Origin of the sequence: Thermofilum uzonense, from assembly GCF_000993805.1 — an archaeon.
In the GTDB taxonomy this organism is placed as follows: Archaea; Thermoproteota; Thermoprotei; order Thermofilales; family Thermofilaceae; genus Thermofilum; species Thermofilum uzonense.
This window is the reverse complement of the sequence record NZ_CP009961.1, coordinates 1,595,568-1,611,988: the sequence shown is the minus strand read 5'-3', so window position 1 is coordinate 1,611,988 and position 16,421 is coordinate 1,595,568. Positions and strand designations below refer to the sequence as shown.

Sequence of the window (16,421 nt, the reverse complement as noted above, 5' to 3'; positions counted from 1 at the left end):
GTAGCCCCGGTCGTCTAGTGGCCCAGGAAGACCTGGTCCTGGAGTGGCGGCCTGTCGAGCCGCAGAGCCCTGTAGGCGCGGAGAACCCGGGTTCGAATCCCGGCCGGGGCGCTTTAACCTTTTTACTATGAAGCTGCATCTTCGAAGAAAAGTTTATGAGTATAGATTGTAAGTTGCTTTGAGGGGGCCGGTAGCTCAGCTAGGTAGAGCGGCGGTCTCTAGTAAGAGGTCGAGGCTCCAGACCCGTAGGTCGGGGGTTCAAGTCCCTCCCGGCCCACCTTTTCTTATAAAATCTTCTAGCTTTGCCAGAACTGCGTCCGGGCTATTTGTTGCTATTAGCAGTACCCTGATTGTCGCATCGGGACTTTTCAAGTATTCTCGGATTTTCAGGTGTATGTCTTTCGCTGCTTTATTGGAGTTTATGGCTATTGTCCTGCCATCAATGTAGCTACTTTTACGGATCACTAGTGATCTAGAGTCCGTGAAAAGCAGGGAAGGAGAGCCCCTAGCTACAAGGTAGTCATACTCGTTTATCTTAAGCGCGGATATTATGAACACCAGCCAAAGTCCGTCTTTGAGAGCCTTCTTTAATTGGGGATTGAGATCAGAAGCAGACTTGTTCGATGAAACAGCTATTATACAGTCTCCTCTGGGTGTTAGCCATGCATCTTTGGTTATTTCAAGGGTGGTTCTATGACTGGCTTTTATGTTCGGATGCCCACGCGCTACTATTTCATCAATGACTCCTAAATCGTGCTCAACCAACTTAAAACCCGAACCAGCTTTCCAGGGATGATTGCTTGAAGTACATCTTAAACGCTTTTTCAAGCCTTTCCAAGGCGTTCTCAACACGTTCTAGCGAAAACTGGTGTTCATCTACTAATAGCCTCTTTACACCCTCCTTGTCGGGCTCTCTCCAAGTTATAGTATAGTTATCTGTTACTTGCGGCTTTAGGAAAAGCTCGAGGATTTTCTCGGGTGGAACATCGAATTCCCAGGGAACCGCGCGGAAGATTTTCTCGGGATTCCTAAGCTCTTTCACTAGCTTCAGAGCTTTCTTCGCACCATATCCCTTAACACCGCCGGGATTATAATCTGTGCCTACCAGGATTCCAATAATGATCAACTGCTCACGTGTGATGCCATGGTAGGATAAGAGCTCGTTTAGCTCTATCAGCTCTGGCTTTACCTCCACGTATACATCTTTCCTCGGAAGCTTTCTCTTGCCGGTAACTGCGAGATTTCGTACAAGCCTAAGACTCCCGAAGAGTAGGGAGTCGAAGTCCTGGCTTCCAGACGCCCATGCGTCACCTTTTTGAACAATATAAGCTGCTTGTGCTTCTCCCTCGCTTGGTGCTTGAACGTAAGGGATACCCATAAATTGGAGGAGCTTTTTAGCATCTTCAACCATCGACGTAGACAATCTGCTTGTTTGCTGTGCGTAAATTCTGGCTTCTTCAAGTTCCCCGCGCTCCAAGGCCTCCCTGTATCTTTTCTCGGCCTCAACTTTAATTTGCTGTCTCTTCTCGAGCTCCTTCGCCTTTAACTCTGGTGGTTTGCCATCAAAGACATAGACGGGTTTTAAACCACTCTCTATATAGTTGATCGTTCTATAAAAGAGCCCGTTGAGGTGGCTTGTAATGTTACCTTGTGCATCCAGTAGCGGGGTTCCGTCTTTTTGACGTATCGTGGCTAAAAACTGGTAGAGAATATTATAGGCATCTATGGCTAAAACTTTCCCACTGAGGGATGACAACTCAGACTCATGTGCAACAGGTTCAACTAGCTCTTTAAGGTCAACCCCCGTTGGAGGACACCTCCAAGTTTCTTCTTACTTCGCGCTCACTTAAAAGCTGTATGCTCCTAACATTCCTTTTCAAGATCGAGACCCTAATTAGGCCTCGGGTCTCGAGCACTAATAAAATCTTGTTGAATTCTCGTATAGACAATGTATTGTCACCAGTCGCTTCTAACCTCTTAGACAGGGATTCATAGAGTTCTCGTTCGGTAGCCTGCCCTCCTTTACTCTTCAACTCTTCAATTATCTCTGGAATAATTTTGTAGAGCGACTTCATACATAGAAACCTGTTACCGTCAACTGTTGTTTAGTAATCTTTCTCGCTCTCTCATTCCATGACTCATAGAATTTTATAATATCAGGTGTCAACGATGGATGAATCTTCCTCAATGCCTCTTCAAAATGCCTCATATGAACTTTTTCTGTAGAAATGTCTTCCCTTAGAGCGATAAGGCCTGCCTCACGAACAAGAACCTCGATGTCTGCTCCTGTGTATCCTTCTGTTCTTTTGGCTAGTTCTGCTAGGTCTACGTCTTCTGCTAGGGGCATCCTCTTGGTGTGCACCTTGAATATTTCAAGCCTGGCCTTCTCGTCCGGCGGCGGGACGTATATGAGCCTGTCAAACCTCCCAGGCCTTAAGAGGGCGGGGTCAATAATGTCAGGCCTATTAGTAGCAGCTATAACCACGACACCCTCAAGACGCTCAAGACCATCCATCTCGGTCAAAAGCTGGCTAACAACACGCTCAGTAACCCCTGAGTCGGTTGAGACTAATCCTCGCATAGGAGCTAGAGCGTCTATTTCGTCAATGAATATGACACTGGGAGCGGCTTGTCTTGCCTTCCTGAATATCTCCCTAATAGCCCTCTCGCTCTCCCCAACCCACTTGCTGAAAATTTCAGGACCCTTTATGCTTACAAAGTTTGCCTCGCTCTCTGTCGCTACAGCCTTGGCTAGCAGGGTCTTACCAGTACCTGGAGGACCATAGAGCAGTATACCCTTAGGCGGGTCAATACCGATTCTCTCGAAAGACTCAGGGTACTTGAGAGGCCACTCCACGGCCTCACGCAATTGTTGCTTAACATAGTCTAAACCTCCAATGTCACTCCAGCGTACAGTCGGCACCTCCACTTCTATTTCTCGCAAAGCACTCGGCGTTATTTCTCGATAAGCGCTGAGAAAGTCATCCATTTCAACTTCAATAGTCTCGAGAACCTCTATTGGGATCTCTTCTTTCTCGAGGTCTATCTTAGGCAAGACCCTGCGGAGAGCCTTCATTGCCGCTTCACGACAAAGTGCCGCTATATCCGCGCCAACGTAGCCATGCGTAATCTCAGCGAGCTTCTCCAAGTCGACGTTCTTGGCTAACGGCATACTGCGAGTGTGAACCTTTAAGATCTCGAGCCGTCCACGCTTGTCAGGTATTCCGATCTCAATCTCCCTGTCAAACCTGCCCGGCCTCCTTAAAGCCGGATCAAGAGCATTAGGCCTGTTTGTCGCCCCTATAACTATAACGTCCCCGCGGGCCTCAAGACCATCCATCAGGGCTAGTAGTTGTGCTACTACTCTTTTCTCGACTTCTCCTGTTACTTCTTCTCGCTTGGGGGCTATTGCGTCAATCTCGTCGATAAATATAATAGCGGGAGCATGCTCCTTAGCCTCCTCAAAGATCTCGCGGAGCCTCTGCTCGCTCTCCCCGTAAAACTTACTCATAATCTCCGGGCCATTAATGGCGATGAAGTATGAGTCCGTCTCATTCGCCACGGCTTTGGCTAGCAGGGTCTTACCAGTACCTGGAGGACCATAGAGCAGTATACCCTTAGGCGGGTCAATACCGAGCCTCTTGAAAAGCTCAGGGTGCTTTAGGGGGAGCTCCACCATCTCCCTTATCTTCTGCTTAGCCTCCTCAAGATCACCGATATCATCATAGGTTATTCTCGGGATCCGGCCGATGTCTACAGGTCTTTCGAGAATCTTAAGCTGAGTCTTCTCAGTGACCATGACAACTCCTTTTGGCTTGATACTTACAACGTTGAAGTGTATGACCTGTCCCAGTACTGGTATCTGAATTATGTCTCCTTCAATAATAGGTCTATCTAAGAGCCTCTTCTTAACGTAGGCTACGAAGTTTTCGTCGACCGCGAGAGTCATAGAAGCAGGTGCCAGCCTTACCATTTGGGCCGGTTTTACCTCGGCTTTACGAACCTTTACTTTATCGCCAATACTTACGCCCGCGTTCTTGCGTGTCCAGCCGTCCATGCGTATAACTCCCTTTCCCTTATCCTCAGCGTACCCTGGCCATGCCACAGCTACTGTTTTCCTCTTTCCCTCAATTTCTACAACGTCACCTGCACTTATCCCAAGTGCCTCCATTGCATCCTCGTCAATCCTGACTCTTCCACGACCAGCCTCGTGTTGTCGAACCTCGTAGACCTTCAATTCTATTTCATTTGGTCTTTCCTCGTTGCTCACGACAAATCACCAGAACCTGTATTCACAATCCCACCCCTATATAAAAGGTTGTCAGTGGGGAAGATTTTTTCTGAATCCAGGAAATGGCAAAGCTTATAGCGTAATACCTTGAAAGGCAAAGAGGTGGGAGATTTGAGCACTGAGTCAAAGCAGTTCCTGCTGGTAAACTACACCATTAGCGTACTAGAGGACACAGGAGAAAGAGTGATAGACACCACGATAGAAGAAGTTGCCAAGGAGCACAACCTTTCTTCACAGAACATTTTTGAGCCGGAGCTTGTAATTGTAGGTGAAGGAGTACTCTTTAAGCCTATTGAGGATGCCTTACGCGAGCTTAAAGAGGGCGAGACAAAAGAGGTCATTCTCGAACCCTCTCAAGCCTTCGGAGAGAAAGACCCTAAGAACATCAAAGTTATCCCTGCTCGTGAATTTACAAGACAAGGAGTTATACCGAGGGTTGGGGAAGAGGTTCAAGTGGGAGGCCAGAGAGGAAGAATAGTCAGGGTCGGCGGAGGACGAGTAACCGTCGACTTTAATCATCCGTTCGCCGGGAAAAAAGTCAAAGCCGTTCTGAAAGTTGAGAAAAACATCACGGGAGACGATGAAAAAATTCGTGAATTATTCCATAGATGGTTTAGGGGAATTCCTCGAAACGAGATAAACGTCGAAGCCAAGGATGGAGAAGCTCTCTTAACAGTTCCAGCTACAACTCTTCTACATGAGAACTCCTATCATCTCATGAACGCGTTCATAAGGGACCTCCAAAAATATCTGCCTAACATAAGAACAGTCAAAGTTATTTTCAAGTTTGAAATACAGCAGGAAAAAGAAGCTACGCAGACACAATCCCAGGCTACCGTTTCCCAAGGAGCTTCCTCCGAGCCCGAATCCAAAGCCGAGGGTGAGGCGGGTCAATAAATTCAACCTCAACAATTGACAGATTATTCTTCTTTTCAACCTCTCTTAATATCCGTATCCTTTCTCCCTCCTCTAAGTAGGGAGGATCACAATCTTCACTGTTCTCTTGACATCCCGGCTTCCTATAACGTATGACGGCTCCAGGCATCGCGTCCCGTAAATCAACAAGGATTTTTACTGGAAGCTCTTCTACCTCAACGGTAATTAACTCCTCAGCTAAGGCTGGACAATACACTGCGTGTTTCCGGATGTTCACAACTTTGTAGTTTGCTAACGGCCTTAGATTACCAATACAAGCATTGAAAAACTGACATTCTATACACTTCGAGGTTACGTAGGGCTGGAATATAGTCCCGGGCTTAGCTATCAAAGGGGTAACCATTGTGACTGTTCGGCGCATAGTGTGGTTTTTATATCGGGCAGCCCCCTTTTAAGCTTGAACGCTTATGATGCAACAGAAGCTTCCGCCAGGCGTGCTGAAGGGTACTACCACCGTAGGTTTAACGGGTAGAGACTTCGTAGTTCTCGCCGCTGACAGGCGGGCTACAAGCGGTTATTTTATTGCCAGTAAGCATGTATGGAAGATCCTGGAAATAGACTCACACGTAGCTGTAACTATTGCAGGCACTGTTGGTGATGCCCAGCAACTTATCGACCGTTTGAAAGTCGAGGCTGGCTATTACAAGGCCACGAACGGCGAACGCATATCTGTGAAGAGCTTAGCCACACTTGCCTCATTAATACTCTTCACCTATAGACCCATCCTCATGGTACAAATGCTCATAGGTGGGCTTGATAAGGAGGAGGGGCCCTCCCTATACTCGGTTGACTGGCTTGGCACTGTAACTCGCGAGAAATTCACAGCTACAGGCTCAGGCTCCCCCTACGCCGTTGCAATGCTAGAACAAGAGTATCGCGAAGACCTGTCTTTAGAGGATGCTGTAAAACTCGCAATTAGAGCGGTTCATACAGCCTTAGCCCGTGATCCTGGAAGCGGGGAGGGAGTTGACGTGGCAACTATAACAGAAGAAGGAATAACTTTTAAGCGAACTTAACTCGTTGCTGTGGAAAGCTTCTATTAGACTTCTACGAATAAAAAGAAAAGGTTTATTAACTTCATATGGTTTGCGAATTCACTGTCCTATTGTTTTTCCCGGTGAACCATTTTGGAAACCATAACGTCTGTGGCCCGAGAGGTTAGAGAGGCTATATTTAGCAATGTACCGCCCAATGCAGAGATTACTAAGATAGACTTTGAAGGACCTAAAATAGCCATATACACTAGGCGACCTCAGATCTTCTTAGATAACGATAGCGAGTTGATCAAGAGAATAGCAAAGACTCTTCGAAAGAGGGTGATAGTTAGAGGAGATGAAAAATCCAGGCTCCAAGAAGAGACTTCACGTGAAATCATATCTTCGCTCATACCACGTGAAGCTGGCCTAAAAGATCTTTACTTCAATGAATCTATAGGTGAAGTCGAGATAGAACTCCTTTCACCGGAAAAGGTGGATCCAAACATTCTTACAAGGATCTTCGTGGAAACACTATGGTACCCAAGAGTTCTGCGCAGACCTCCCGTCGTGAGCCGAAGCATTAAAGAGATCCGGGACATATATCGCGCAGAGGTAGATTATAGGCGGAGATTCCTCAAGGAGTTAGGAAACAATGTGTATAGAACGCCACTCTTCGAGACCGATCGCGTAAGAATAGTCTCACTTGGAGCATTTCAAGAAGTAGGCAGAAGCGCAGTCCTTGTCCAGACTCCAGAGTCCAACATACTCCTAGATGCTGGCCTCAAACCCACGAGTGGGGGAGACGAGCTCCCACTATTTGACCTGCCTGAATTCGACCCTCAGAACTTAGACGCAGTCGTAATAACCCACGCACACCTTGACCACGTTGGAGCGCTTCCAGTACTCTTCAAGTATGGCTATAAAGGCCCGGTTTACATGACGGAGCCCACACTACACCTCGCCAAGCTTTTATTCGAAGATTATATAAAGGTCGCTGAGCGAGAAGGTAAACCCCAAATATACTCAGCACGAGAGATAGCTTCCGTCATACTCCACACGTATACTCTCAGCTATGGAGAAGTGACAGACATAGCTCCAGAGATAAGGCTCACGCTCTATAGATCCGGACATATTCTAGGCTCATCCCTAATACATCTCCACATCGGTGAGGGTCTGGTAAACCTCATCTACACGGGAGACATAAAGTTCGCACGAACCATGCTACTCGACCCTGCACACACAAAGTTTCCACGCGCAGAAATCCTGATCATGGAGACAACATATGGAAGTAAGAGCGATCTGCTTCCCAGTGAGGAGGAAGCGGTGCTTGAGCTAGGCAAGATAATAAAGGAGACGATCGATAAGGGAGGAATAACTCTGATACCCGTATTAGCGGTCGGGAGAGCCCAGGAAGTATTACTTGCAATCCTAAACCTGATCAGAAATAAACTGATTCCGCCTATACCAATATTTATCGAGGGCATGATAGACGAGGTCTCAGCAGTTCACATGACTTTCCCCGAGTATCTCTCTCAGGCTGTAAGGAACCAGATATACAATGACCAGAACCCCTTCACCTCCGAGAATATACACATATATCGAGGTGAGAATAAGGAGGAGGTTGTAGGGACTAGACCAGCAGTGATACTCGCTACCTCCGGAATGCTGACAGGAGGCCCCGTCCTCGAATACTTGAAACTTCTTGCAGATGACCCGAACAGCAGCCTTGTGTTCGTTAGCTACCAGGTAGAAGGGACACTTGGAAGGAAAATACTTCAGGGCCTGAGAAAGCTTACCTTCATAGAAGATGGAAAAATCATAACCAAGGAGTTAAAGATGAGCATCTATAGGGTTGAAGGGTTCTCGGGGCACAGCGATAGAAGGCAGTTGGAAGCCTACCTCAGAAGAATAGAGCCTACTCCACGAACGGTGATCCTAAACCACGGCGAGAAAGGCAAGATTGCTGAATTCCAGTCATATCTTCTAAGCGAGTGGTTCAAGAAGAAGACACATCTCACCTTCAACGTCCTTGCACCGCAGAATGCCGAGGCTATAAGAGTAGTATAAACCTTATCTGCCTTTTCAGCCCCTTCATGAAGACATCTTCCATATCTCGTCTCCAAGATAATGTAAGTTCCTTATACCCTTACCCTTTTGTTTGCCAGCGATGTCATCCGAGGAGACTAGTGAAAGCCCAATAGCTATTACCCTAGATCCTCCCAGCTCCCTTACAAGCACCCTCTCCCCAGCCCCAAATGAGCCTTCGATTCTCTTGATGCCAGGTATCATAACATCTGCACCATTCAAGATATGAGGGACTGCGCCTGAATCAACATATACTGATGGAAAATTTACTCGTAGTCCCATTTTGTAGAGATAGAATAGGCTGGGTATTAGCCCTATACCTGAAAATCTAATCGCGGAGATGATGCCATTAACAAGGTATACCTCTTCTACATTTTCTGACTTGATTTTAGCTATCTCTACTTGCTCTGCTTCCTCAATCTTCTTCGCAAATTCTTCTCCTATAGAAGTTGCAGCCTCCTCGACCAAACTTTTCTTATCCTTCTTGTTCAACTTGTACCTCGTCACTATCTTCAAACTCCGGGAGTCCTTCACGTAAAACACCTTCGACTATGTAGTATGATATAACTCCCTCTTTATCAACTATTGCCATTACAAGCTCTCTATCACTCTCTAAAGCCCTTCGGAACATCTCTTCAAACTCTCTGAAGCTCAGCCTGGTTCCCTCCTTAACAACCCTAATAAGGTACCTTTTGGTCTTGGTCTTTCTCTTCCAGTCCAGGAGAAATTCTAGATTATGTACACCTGGCATCACGACCAGGGCTCTGTTTCTGAGATCTGTGTAGACATTCAGCCTTGTCCAAAACTCGGGGTCGTATTCACCACCCAGGCGAAGGAGTTCCTCAAAGTTTAGCTCCTTACCACTAGAATCCTTTACTGTTAGAAGCCCCCTGTAGAGAAGATATGCTGCTTCAAGCAGCGATAATTTGAGACACTCTCCCTCTGTAAAGCCATAACCGCGTCTATACAGTTGTGTCACACCTTCTCTATCACATACGATGATATCTACCCCTCTCAGTTCCCCTGTAAAAACTTCTCTCAATGGCTCCTCAGCTACATCGTTTCCCTTACCAGTGATCCGTTCCTCCCGAGACTCGGCCACAAAAATAGTAGGACACCCGGCCCTATATAAACGACTTGTGATGTCCTCAAAAATAATATAATGTGACCTAATGACTTTTAGCTGTAAGGCTTTAAAGATGAAAACTAGTGAGATTCATAAGAAAGAAGCACCTAAAAGCGTGAGATTTGCTTTCGTGACTATAAGTACATCAAGGTATCATGCGTTGAGAATAGGAGAAGAGTTTGAAGACATTTCATTTAATATCGCAAAGGAAGTCATAACGTCTACTGGACACCAGCTCACTAGATACGTCCTTATCCCCGACAGCCCACGGTTACTCCTGGCGACCGCCCTGAATCTCATCGAAGACAAAGACGTGGACGCTATTATATTCAGTGGGGGCACTGGTCCAACACCTGACGATATAACCGTCCAAACTTTAAGACCACTGTTTGATAAAGAGCTCGAAGGCTTTGGAGATGTATTCAGAGGAATAAGCTTTCAAGAGGCGGGGTCTTCTAGTTTTCTCTCAAACGCTACCGCGGGTCTGGTTGCAGGGAAAGTCTTTTTCCTCCTGCCTGGCTCTCCGACAGCTGTGGAGACAGCGCTCAGAAAACTTATCTGTCCTGAGGCGGGCCATATAATAGCACTGGCTAGGCGAAAACTATGAGTGGGAGAGAAGTAAGAATGGTTGATATTACGGAGAAACCCGCGGTTTACCGTGAGGCAACCGCAAGGGGATACATACGTCTGAAACCTGAGACGCTTCAGGCGATAATCGAGGGTCGAGTCCCGAAAGGCGACGTTTTAAACGTGGCACGCACGGCTGCCATACTTGCCGTTAAACGGACGTGGGAAACACTACCTCTCTGCCATCCCATTCCAATAACGTCTGTATCTGTAGACTTTAATTTGGACGAGCGGGGCGTAGAGGCAGTTGTAACCGTTAAGACTACGGCGCAAACAGGGGTGGAAATGGAGGCTTTAACGGGCGTAAGCATAGCATTACTAACTATATGGGACATGGTGAAAGCGCTGGAAAAAGACGAAAGGGGGCAATATCCTCACACGATTATCCAGGAAATAAGAGTTTTAGAGAAGGTTAAGGGTGAGCAGAATAGGGTCTAGGAATCCTCCTCCCGTCACCCAGTATCCAGAACTCCCCGTCCTCGCGCTTTTCAAGCTTCCACACGTATACTTCATGCTTGACCCTCTCGAGAATGTCCCGCAGAGCCCGCAAAGCCACATCGCGACGTTCCGAAGCGACGCCTATGAATAGGACAGGCTCACCCGGCTTGGCAGAACCCTTCTTGTGGTAGATTGTCGAGTATATCAACGAGTGTTTTTTAGCCTCCTCTTCTCCTATGCTTGTAAGGGTGGATGTAGCCAAGGGCTCTAGTGCCTCGTAGTAGAGCTCATTGACGCTTTTCCCTTGAACCTTCCCTTTGACCCTGCCTATAAATATGGCTACGGCTCCGGCACCGTCATCAAGAGCTTTAAGAAGGCCGTCAAGAATAAGGACGGGGTCTACCCGATCAATGAATGCATAGGGCGAGCCGCCCGAAACTGGTGGCATTAGTATGAGCTCTGAGTCTGCTGCGACTTTATCTGAAACTTGGAGTACTCTCCCGTTGTTAACTATTATGATTTCTCCGGCTTCGAAATAATCTTTTAGAGATGGATGCCTCTCGAGTACGAGGTCTAGAACAGTTTTCACTGTAGCCTCCTGGCCTTGTATCTCGAGGACTTCATCCCCTTTACCGACGAGATCGCGGAACAGGGAAAGATATCTTATTTTAACCTGCATCCTTTTACCCTCTATAGAAGTAAATTCGACATGAAGTGCTTGAACATCGTCATGTCTTCAATGTAGACGAACTCTCCTTCCGAGTGGATGTTTGTTCCTCCCCTTATTGTTCCGAAGGCGACCACGTCCATTCCATAGACGTCGAAGTGGGTTCCATCGTTGCCTCCCAACTCGGCTGCTAGGACCGGCTCGCCCGGTAAACCTGCCTGCATGTAGGCTTTCTTGGCAGCATTGAGGACCTCATTAACAAACGCATTGTTTTTGGCAAACCAGCCTGGCTGGGCCGAGATGATCTCTAGGGAAGCATCTATCCCAAGTTTGGCTACAGTCGAGGAGAAGTAGCTGTAGAGCTCGCTTAGCGCCTCCTCGATTCTCTCCTCTGGTAAAAGTCGCATATCAAAGCCGGCCCAAGCTTCCCCTGGGATCCTGTTGTGCTTCTCAGGCTCATGTTCAGGCAGCTTAACCACGGTTACCGAGAACCTTCCCCACACTTTGGGGACTGGGGAGCCGGGTGGGGAGGGCTGCCTGGAGATTTTTCCACTCCTCATACTCTTGAACGCTTGAAGTTCTGCAAGTAGCTTTAAGAGGTCTTCGACAGCATTCCTGGCGGCGTGCGGATAGCCGGCGTGACCAGATTTACCCCTAACCTTTATCCAGCCGTGGACTACTCCACTCGCTCCCACAGAAACGTATTCTGAGCCTGAGTCAACGATAATGACCTTGTCCCATCTATATCCCTGTTCTAAGAGTGCCTTAATGCCGGTGCCGCCTACCTCCTCGTCTCCAGTGACGATGAGAAACGGGTTGTAGCGAAGCTTATCCTCAGAACCCTTCAAGGCCATAAATCCATCTAGCACTGAGGCTATCGCAGACTTATCGTCGGCTGCCCCTCTCCCGTAAACTTTCCCGCCTTTAACCACCGGTTCATATGGATCAATCTTTAGCCCTTCGACTTCCCAAGGACCTTTCGCTGGAACAACGTCGTAGTGAGTCACAAAAGCCAAACTAGGCCTGCTCTTAGGAGCGTTTTGAAGCCCTATCAAGAGGGTTGGTATCTCGCCTCCTAAAAGGTCTATTCGCGTAACGCTTAAGCCGAGTTCGGTTGCGGTCTTCTCTATTAAATCCGAGACTTCACGGTAGTTTTTCCTCACAATAACGCTCCCCTGATAGCTCGACTCACTGGGTATCCTTACTAGCTCGACCAGGAACTTAACGGGGTCAAAAGCTAATGACATCGTTAACGCTACCACGAAGTGAAAAATATACTTTTAGTGTTTAACAGACGGGTAACAATATAAGCACCCTGGAGGTATATTGTTATTAAATCATGGAGAAGCTTCGACACTATTCCTTTATCGCCGAGATGGATAGGATACTATTGGAGGCACGTGAGAGAGTAGAAGAACCACTTAGTATCGAGGGCAAACCGTTGGAGAAGCTGTGGTTTATCGACGGGAGTCACGCGATTAGCGAGAGACAGGGGGCTTTCGTCTCCTTGTTTTCAGTGGCATCACTCGGCGTTATTTCCAGGAAGTACTTGGAGGGTCTGCCTGGACGTGAACACTTGTTAACACACTTGATAATCCCCAAGGTGAATGGTGAGTCCCGCGCAGCCCTTTTAATGAGTTCACTAGAAATCATGGAGGCGCTTAGGGCTTCATCGATGGAGATGGACGCTGTGATTTTTGACGGAAGTTACCTTGCTTTACTTCTCTCAGCTTATGGCTCAAGCTCCCAGCTATTCTCTGAAACGCTTAGATCAATCTCCGGTGAGAACGTTACTCTCCGGAGTATAGTGGAGGACACTGACGCAGGCAAAATAATAGATGAAACGGTCGATACCTGGATAGAGAGAATAGTTAAAGAGAGAAGCATGCATGGATTCTATAAGTCGGCTTACAGCATATTTACATCGATTTATGATCTTGCGGAAAAACTTCACGACAAGCTTGCCTCCAATAAATTTATTGAGAACAAGCTCGGGAAGCGTTTCCTGATCGACTATACTCTTTTTTTCGCCGAGACAACCCTCTACTTGCGAGTGCTCGGCAGCTTCTTGAAACATGTCGAAGAGAACGACATCTTACCCCTTTGGGTAGCAAAGGAGAGTACAAGTAGGTTCCTCTCAGAAATACTGGATTTAAAGAGTTGGCTCAGCGACACTGTTCTTTTAGACTCCCTATGGAGTGGAAAGGAAAAAGTATTCATAATACTTGAAAGTCGCGAAAACCCTAAAGCCTTGAGACCCGTTAACCCGCCTAGTGAGCCTGTAGCGTCCCGAGAAACTCTAAGCCTGGTTTACAGGTGGAACAAGTTTGACATAGTGTACCTTAAAGTTTCGAGACACGGGCCTGTGCTCCAGGCTTCATACCCTCATGACCTTGCCTCCCGTGAGAGAGTCGAGAGCGCCTTAGCAGCGCTGGCATCACTGAGTGATCCCAAGAGAGGTTACCCCAGACCACTCTCATTAGTCCACCACAAAACCCTTATTCCCGGCACTCTCGTCGAGGCACTAGCGTATAAGATGTGGCAGTCCTCCCAGGGAGTTCTAAGGGGATTGCTCCAACCCCTCGGGCGCGAAACAGTACTCTAATGTTTTTAAAGAGAGAATGTACTATCTCGCTTAGGGTAGAGCAAGTTGGGACGCGAAATAGGCAAGATAGTCAACGTGTACGGAAGGAATATTTTACGAATAGCCGTCCCCGACGACTCCTTCGGGCATATTGCTAAGCCAGGTACATATATCAAATTTAGGTCTTCAACAGGGGTCCAACACTATGCTCTTATTACAGGTTACCTTTTGAGCGACGAATTATATAGGAGGGGGAAGCTCATAGAGGAACTCGAAGGCTACGAAGACATCACGGTTACACGTAACGAGGTAACGGCCATCGTTATCGGCTATGCTCGCAACGGCAAGCTCATCAAGGGCGTTGAAAGCTTACCGGCTCCCGGTGAGAGGATATATACCGCGGATACTGAAGAACTAGCCGGTCTGCTTTCAAAATTTGACCTGGACATAGGACGTCTCGCGTCAGCATTAGAAGTTAGCTTTACGCTTGACCTCAACATGCTTGTCTCACGACACTTTTCAATACTCGCTATGACTGGCTCAGGAAAGTCTAACACGGTTGCTGTTTTGGTTTCGAGAATTCTAGAGAGGTATAAGCATCCAAGGCTCCTAGTAATAGATACCCACAGCGAGTACATCCCTCTTACAAATCTCTTCCCAGGAAAGGTGCGAGTATATTCTCCAAGTGGCCAGATGCTTGAAATGCTGAAGGTTAGGTACGGCATAGAGCCTTCACCACTAGAAGTACCCTTGTGGACACTGGGCTTCGAAGAAATAGCAGAAATCCTCAAGCTTGACAGCAGGGCAACAAAACAGCTCTTGTACCTCCGCGATGCATTGCTTAAGCTAAGACGCCAAAAATGGAGCCTTGCTACCCCGAATGACCCCTTGCACTTTACGGCTCAGGAGCTGCTAAGCAGTATAGGTGGAGATAAGACGAGAGATGACTCTGCCATAGACCTCAAGTTGAAGATAGCAAGCCTTATAGAGGACCCCGAGTTAAAGTTCATCACATCTCCCGTCCTTTCCGAGGAGCTTTACAAAAGAACTCCCGGAGACGAGCCTTCCAAGAGCATAAGAGCATATGCTCAGATTTACCAGTCCCTCTTCAGCGAGGGGGCCACGATTATAGCTCTTGGCGGGCTTCCAAGCGAGATCCAGACTACTACTGTTGCAACGATACTGAGGGCTTTATGGAGAGTTGCCTCAGCCCACGTACAGGCAGGGCGCGTGCTCCCAATCTTAGTTATACTCGAGGAGGCACATATATACGCTCCTAAGGATCGAGAAGTACCTTCCAAGCAGATAATCGAGAAGATTGCAAAAGAAGGCAGAAAGTTCGGAGTGGGACTGGGAGTCGTAAGCCAGAGGCCTAGAGAACTAAGCCCAACGCTGCTAGCTCAGTGTGGTACACTAATTGCGTTAAGAACATCAAACCCAGAGGACCAGAGACATATAATGAGTAGCGTGGAGGATATAGTCGGAGAGCTTGTTCAAGGCCTGTCCAGCCTAAGTGTTGGACAAGCACTCGTATCGGGTGCTGCCGCCCCCTTCCCGGCAATAGTAAACATTTACAGCTTCGCCGACCTCTACAAGACCGAGCTAGGCGGTAAAGATGTGGATTGGAGCACAGCCTGGAGCGAACCTCAAGATTTCATAGACATTACCAGGTTCCTCGTTTCAAGAGAAGATGCACACAAGAGGGAAGGTGTGGAAGAGTCTAAGAAAAAGAACGCTGATCTACAGGAGTTCTTCAAGAAGGGATCTTAACTCCTCCACAGCAGCTGGAACGACAGAGATCTTAGACACGGGGGACGGCACAGTGTCGGTGGCTGCCACCTCGCTTATACCAGAGGATATGAGTAAGTCAAGAGCCCCTCTCACCATTACAGCATGCGTACAAGCGGCATAGACTTTTTCCGCTCCCTGGGAGAGAACAGTCCTGGCAGCAAGAGCCATTGTCCCTCCTGTGCTTATTATGTCGTCAACTATCAAGACGGTTCTCTCCTCCACGGTGAGATTTTTAGGCATAGCTTTCACCTCACCCGTGACCCTGTCACGCTCCTTGACGAGATAGTCGTACTCCGCGTCAAGGTGTGCTGCCACTCTCTTGGCGCGCTCTAGGGCCCCAACGTCGGGTGCAAGGACGACGGAGTTCCTCATCTTAGGGTGGAAGTATTCCGCAATCAACCTGTCTATGAAGACATTTCTCGATGGAATAGAAGTATACTCTGAGAGCACGGAAGGTTTATGAATATCTACTACGACGAGACCATCGAGTCCAAGAGTTTCAAGCGACTTGAGGATAACCCTTATGCTTATCGGCTCCCCTTCAAGGAATCTCTTATCCTGGCGTGCATAAGCCATATAGGGGACTACAGCTATCAGAGGCTCGTTACTCAACGCCTTGATAGCCTCGACGCTCATTAGTAGCTCGAAAATCCTCTTGTCAGGGTTCGGGTAGAGAGAAGCGACGAGAATCGCCACGCCTTCTGGCTTTTGGGGGACTCTTACATAGCTCTCACCGTCAGGAAAAATCTTATATTCTAGCTGTACGAGCTTGTCGCCTATACCCCTAGCTATGCCGGCCGCGATACCGTTAGAATTCTCGAGAGCGTACACTGTCACGAGAAATTTTACGACACTGAATATAAATACTTACATCTTACCCTCTTCCTAGAAAAAATCGA

At 47.7% G+C, this 16,421-nt stretch carries 17 protein-coding genes and 2 tRNA genes; 9 read left to right on the top strand and 10 right to left on the bottom strand.

What is annotated here, in order from left to right:
- The first annotated feature begins 3 nt into the window (after positions 1 to 3).
- Together MA03_RS08485 and MA03_RS08480 are read left to right on the top strand one after the other, a co-directional pair.
- Positions 4 to 111 (top strand) — tRNA-Asp (locus MA03_RS08485).
- 73 nt (positions 112 to 184) lie between these two features.
- Positions 185 to 277 (top strand) — tRNA-Trp (locus tag MA03_RS08480).
- On the opposite strand, the gene MA03_RS08475 is transcribed toward MA03_RS08480, so the two are convergent.
- The 4 genes from MA03_RS08475 to MA03_RS08460 are packed head-to-tail and all read right to left on the bottom strand — an operon-like array spanning position 259 to position 4,270.
- The gene (locus MA03_RS08475; protein ID WP_236944882.1) at positions 259 to 765 is read right to left on the bottom strand and encodes a DUF371 domain-containing protein; all 507 of its coding nucleotides are present in this window, start codon (positions 763 to 765) and stop codon (positions 259 to 261) included. The genes MA03_RS08480 and MA03_RS08475 overlap by 19 nt on opposite strands.
- A 1-nt stretch (position 766) precedes the next feature.
- Positions 767 to 1,756: a flap endonuclease-1 gene (fen, locus tag MA03_RS08470; RefSeq protein WP_052884824.1), complete on the bottom strand. Its 990-nt coding sequence runs from the start codon at positions 1,754 to 1,756 to the stop codon at positions 767 to 769.
- A gap of 40 nt (positions 1,757 to 1,796) precedes the next feature.
- Positions 1,797 to 2,075 carry a hypothetical protein gene (locus MA03_RS08465; RefSeq protein ID WP_052884823.1) on the bottom strand — a complete coding sequence of 93 codons (279 nt, stop codon included), beginning with the start codon at positions 2,073 to 2,075 and terminating at the stop codon, positions 1,797 to 1,799.
- On the bottom strand, positions 2,072 to 4,270 hold the full coding sequence (locus MA03_RS08460; RefSeq protein WP_052884822.1) for a CDC48 family AAA ATPase: 2,199 nt from the start codon (positions 4,268 to 4,270) through the stop codon (positions 2,072 to 2,074). Before MA03_RS08460 ends, MA03_RS08465 begins: the two co-directional genes overlap by 4 nt.
- A 132-nt stretch (positions 4,271 to 4,402) precedes the next feature.
- Here MA03_RS08460 and MA03_RS08455 point away from each other — a divergent pair, with 132 nt between their 5' ends.
- Positions 4,403 to 5,188 carry a peptidylprolyl isomerase gene (locus MA03_RS08455; protein ID WP_191118583.1) on the top strand — a complete coding sequence of 262 codons (786 nt, stop codon included), beginning with the start codon at positions 4,403 to 4,405 and terminating at the stop codon, positions 5,186 to 5,188.
- On the opposite strand, the gene MA03_RS08890 is transcribed toward MA03_RS08455, so the two are convergent.
- Complete coding sequence (locus MA03_RS08890) at positions 5,124 to 5,588, bottom strand: UPF0179 family protein (RefSeq protein ID WP_219731637.1); 465 nt, start codon at positions 5,586 to 5,588, stop codon at positions 5,124 to 5,126. The two genes, MA03_RS08455 and MA03_RS08890, sit on opposite strands and share 65 nt — an antisense overlap.
- 46 nt (positions 5,589 to 5,634) lie before the next feature.
- Between MA03_RS08890 and psmB the strand changes: the two genes are divergently transcribed.
- Positions 5,635 to 6,243, top strand: a complete 609-nt coding sequence (gene psmB / locus MA03_RS08450) for an archaeal proteasome endopeptidase complex subunit beta (protein WP_236944881.1) — start codon at positions 5,635 to 5,637, stop codon at positions 6,241 to 6,243.
- Positions 6,244 to 6,354: 111 nt separating this feature from the next.
- Positions 6,355 to 8,271 (top strand): beta-CASP ribonuclease aCPSF1, encoded by a 1,917-nt coding sequence (locus tag MA03_RS08445; protein ID WP_052884820.1) that lies wholly within the window; start codon positions 6,355 to 6,357, stop codon positions 8,269 to 8,271.
- Positions 8,272 to 8,295: 24 nt separating this feature from the next.
- Here MA03_RS08445 and MA03_RS08440 read toward each other — a convergent pair whose 3' ends face one another.
- Both MA03_RS08440 and MA03_RS08435 read right to left on the bottom strand, forming a co-directional pair.
- Positions 8,296 to 8,823: a PUA domain-containing protein gene (locus MA03_RS08440; protein ID WP_191118581.1), complete on the bottom strand. Its 528-nt coding sequence runs from the start codon at positions 8,821 to 8,823 to the stop codon at positions 8,296 to 8,298.
- The gene (locus tag MA03_RS08435; protein ID WP_052884818.1) at positions 8,765 to 9,391 is read right to left on the bottom strand and encodes a hypothetical protein; all 627 of its coding nucleotides are present in this window, start codon (positions 9,389 to 9,391) and stop codon (positions 8,765 to 8,767) included. The genes MA03_RS08440 and MA03_RS08435 overlap by 59 nt, the downstream gene beginning before the upstream one ends.
- Before the next feature lie 97 nt (positions 9,392 to 9,488).
- Here MA03_RS08435 and MA03_RS08430 point away from each other — a divergent pair, with 97 nt between their 5' ends.
- Together MA03_RS08430 and moaC are read left to right on the top strand one after the other, a co-directional pair.
- Positions 9,489 to 10,022, top strand: a complete 534-nt coding sequence (locus tag MA03_RS08430) for a MogA/MoaB family molybdenum cofactor biosynthesis protein (RefSeq protein WP_191118580.1) — start codon at positions 9,489 to 9,491, stop codon at positions 10,020 to 10,022.
- Positions 10,019 to 10,480 (top strand): cyclic pyranopterin monophosphate synthase MoaC, encoded by a 462-nt coding sequence (gene moaC, locus MA03_RS08425; protein ID WP_052884816.1) that lies wholly within the window; start codon positions 10,019 to 10,021, stop codon positions 10,478 to 10,480. The genes MA03_RS08430 and moaC overlap by 4 nt, the downstream gene beginning before the upstream one ends.
- On the opposite strand, the gene MA03_RS08420 is transcribed toward moaC, so the two are convergent.
- Positions 10,455 to 11,159: a molybdenum cofactor biosynthesis protein gene (locus tag MA03_RS08420; RefSeq protein WP_052884815.1), complete on the bottom strand. Its 705-nt coding sequence runs from the start codon at positions 11,157 to 11,159 to the stop codon at positions 10,455 to 10,457. The genes moaC and MA03_RS08420 overlap by 26 nt on opposite strands.
- A gap of 11 nt (positions 11,160 to 11,170) precedes the next feature.
- Positions 11,171 to 12,394 (bottom strand): M20 family metallopeptidase, encoded by a 1,224-nt coding sequence (locus MA03_RS08415; protein ID WP_052884814.1) that lies wholly within the window; start codon positions 12,392 to 12,394, stop codon positions 11,171 to 11,173.
- Between the two features lie 92 nt (positions 12,395 to 12,486).
- Between MA03_RS08415 and MA03_RS08410 the strand changes: the two genes are divergently transcribed.
- Together MA03_RS08410 and MA03_RS08405 are read left to right on the top strand one after the other, a co-directional pair.
- Positions 12,487 to 13,752: a DNA double-strand break repair nuclease NurA gene (locus MA03_RS08410; protein ID WP_052884813.1), complete on the top strand. Its 1,266-nt coding sequence runs from the start codon at positions 12,487 to 12,489 to the stop codon at positions 13,750 to 13,752.
- 45 nt (positions 13,753 to 13,797) lie between these two features.
- Positions 13,798 to 15,501 (top strand): ATP-binding protein, encoded by a 1,704-nt coding sequence (locus tag MA03_RS08405; RefSeq protein WP_052884812.1) that lies wholly within the window; start codon positions 13,798 to 13,800, stop codon positions 15,499 to 15,501.
- Here the strand turns inward: MA03_RS08405 and prs are convergent.
- Positions 15,472 to 16,359: a ribose-phosphate diphosphokinase gene (prs, locus tag MA03_RS08400; RefSeq protein ID WP_191118579.1), complete on the bottom strand. Its 888-nt coding sequence runs from the start codon at positions 16,357 to 16,359 to the stop codon at positions 15,472 to 15,474. The two genes, MA03_RS08405 and prs, sit on opposite strands and share 30 nt — an antisense overlap.
- Positions 16,360 to 16,421 lie beyond the last annotated feature (62 nt).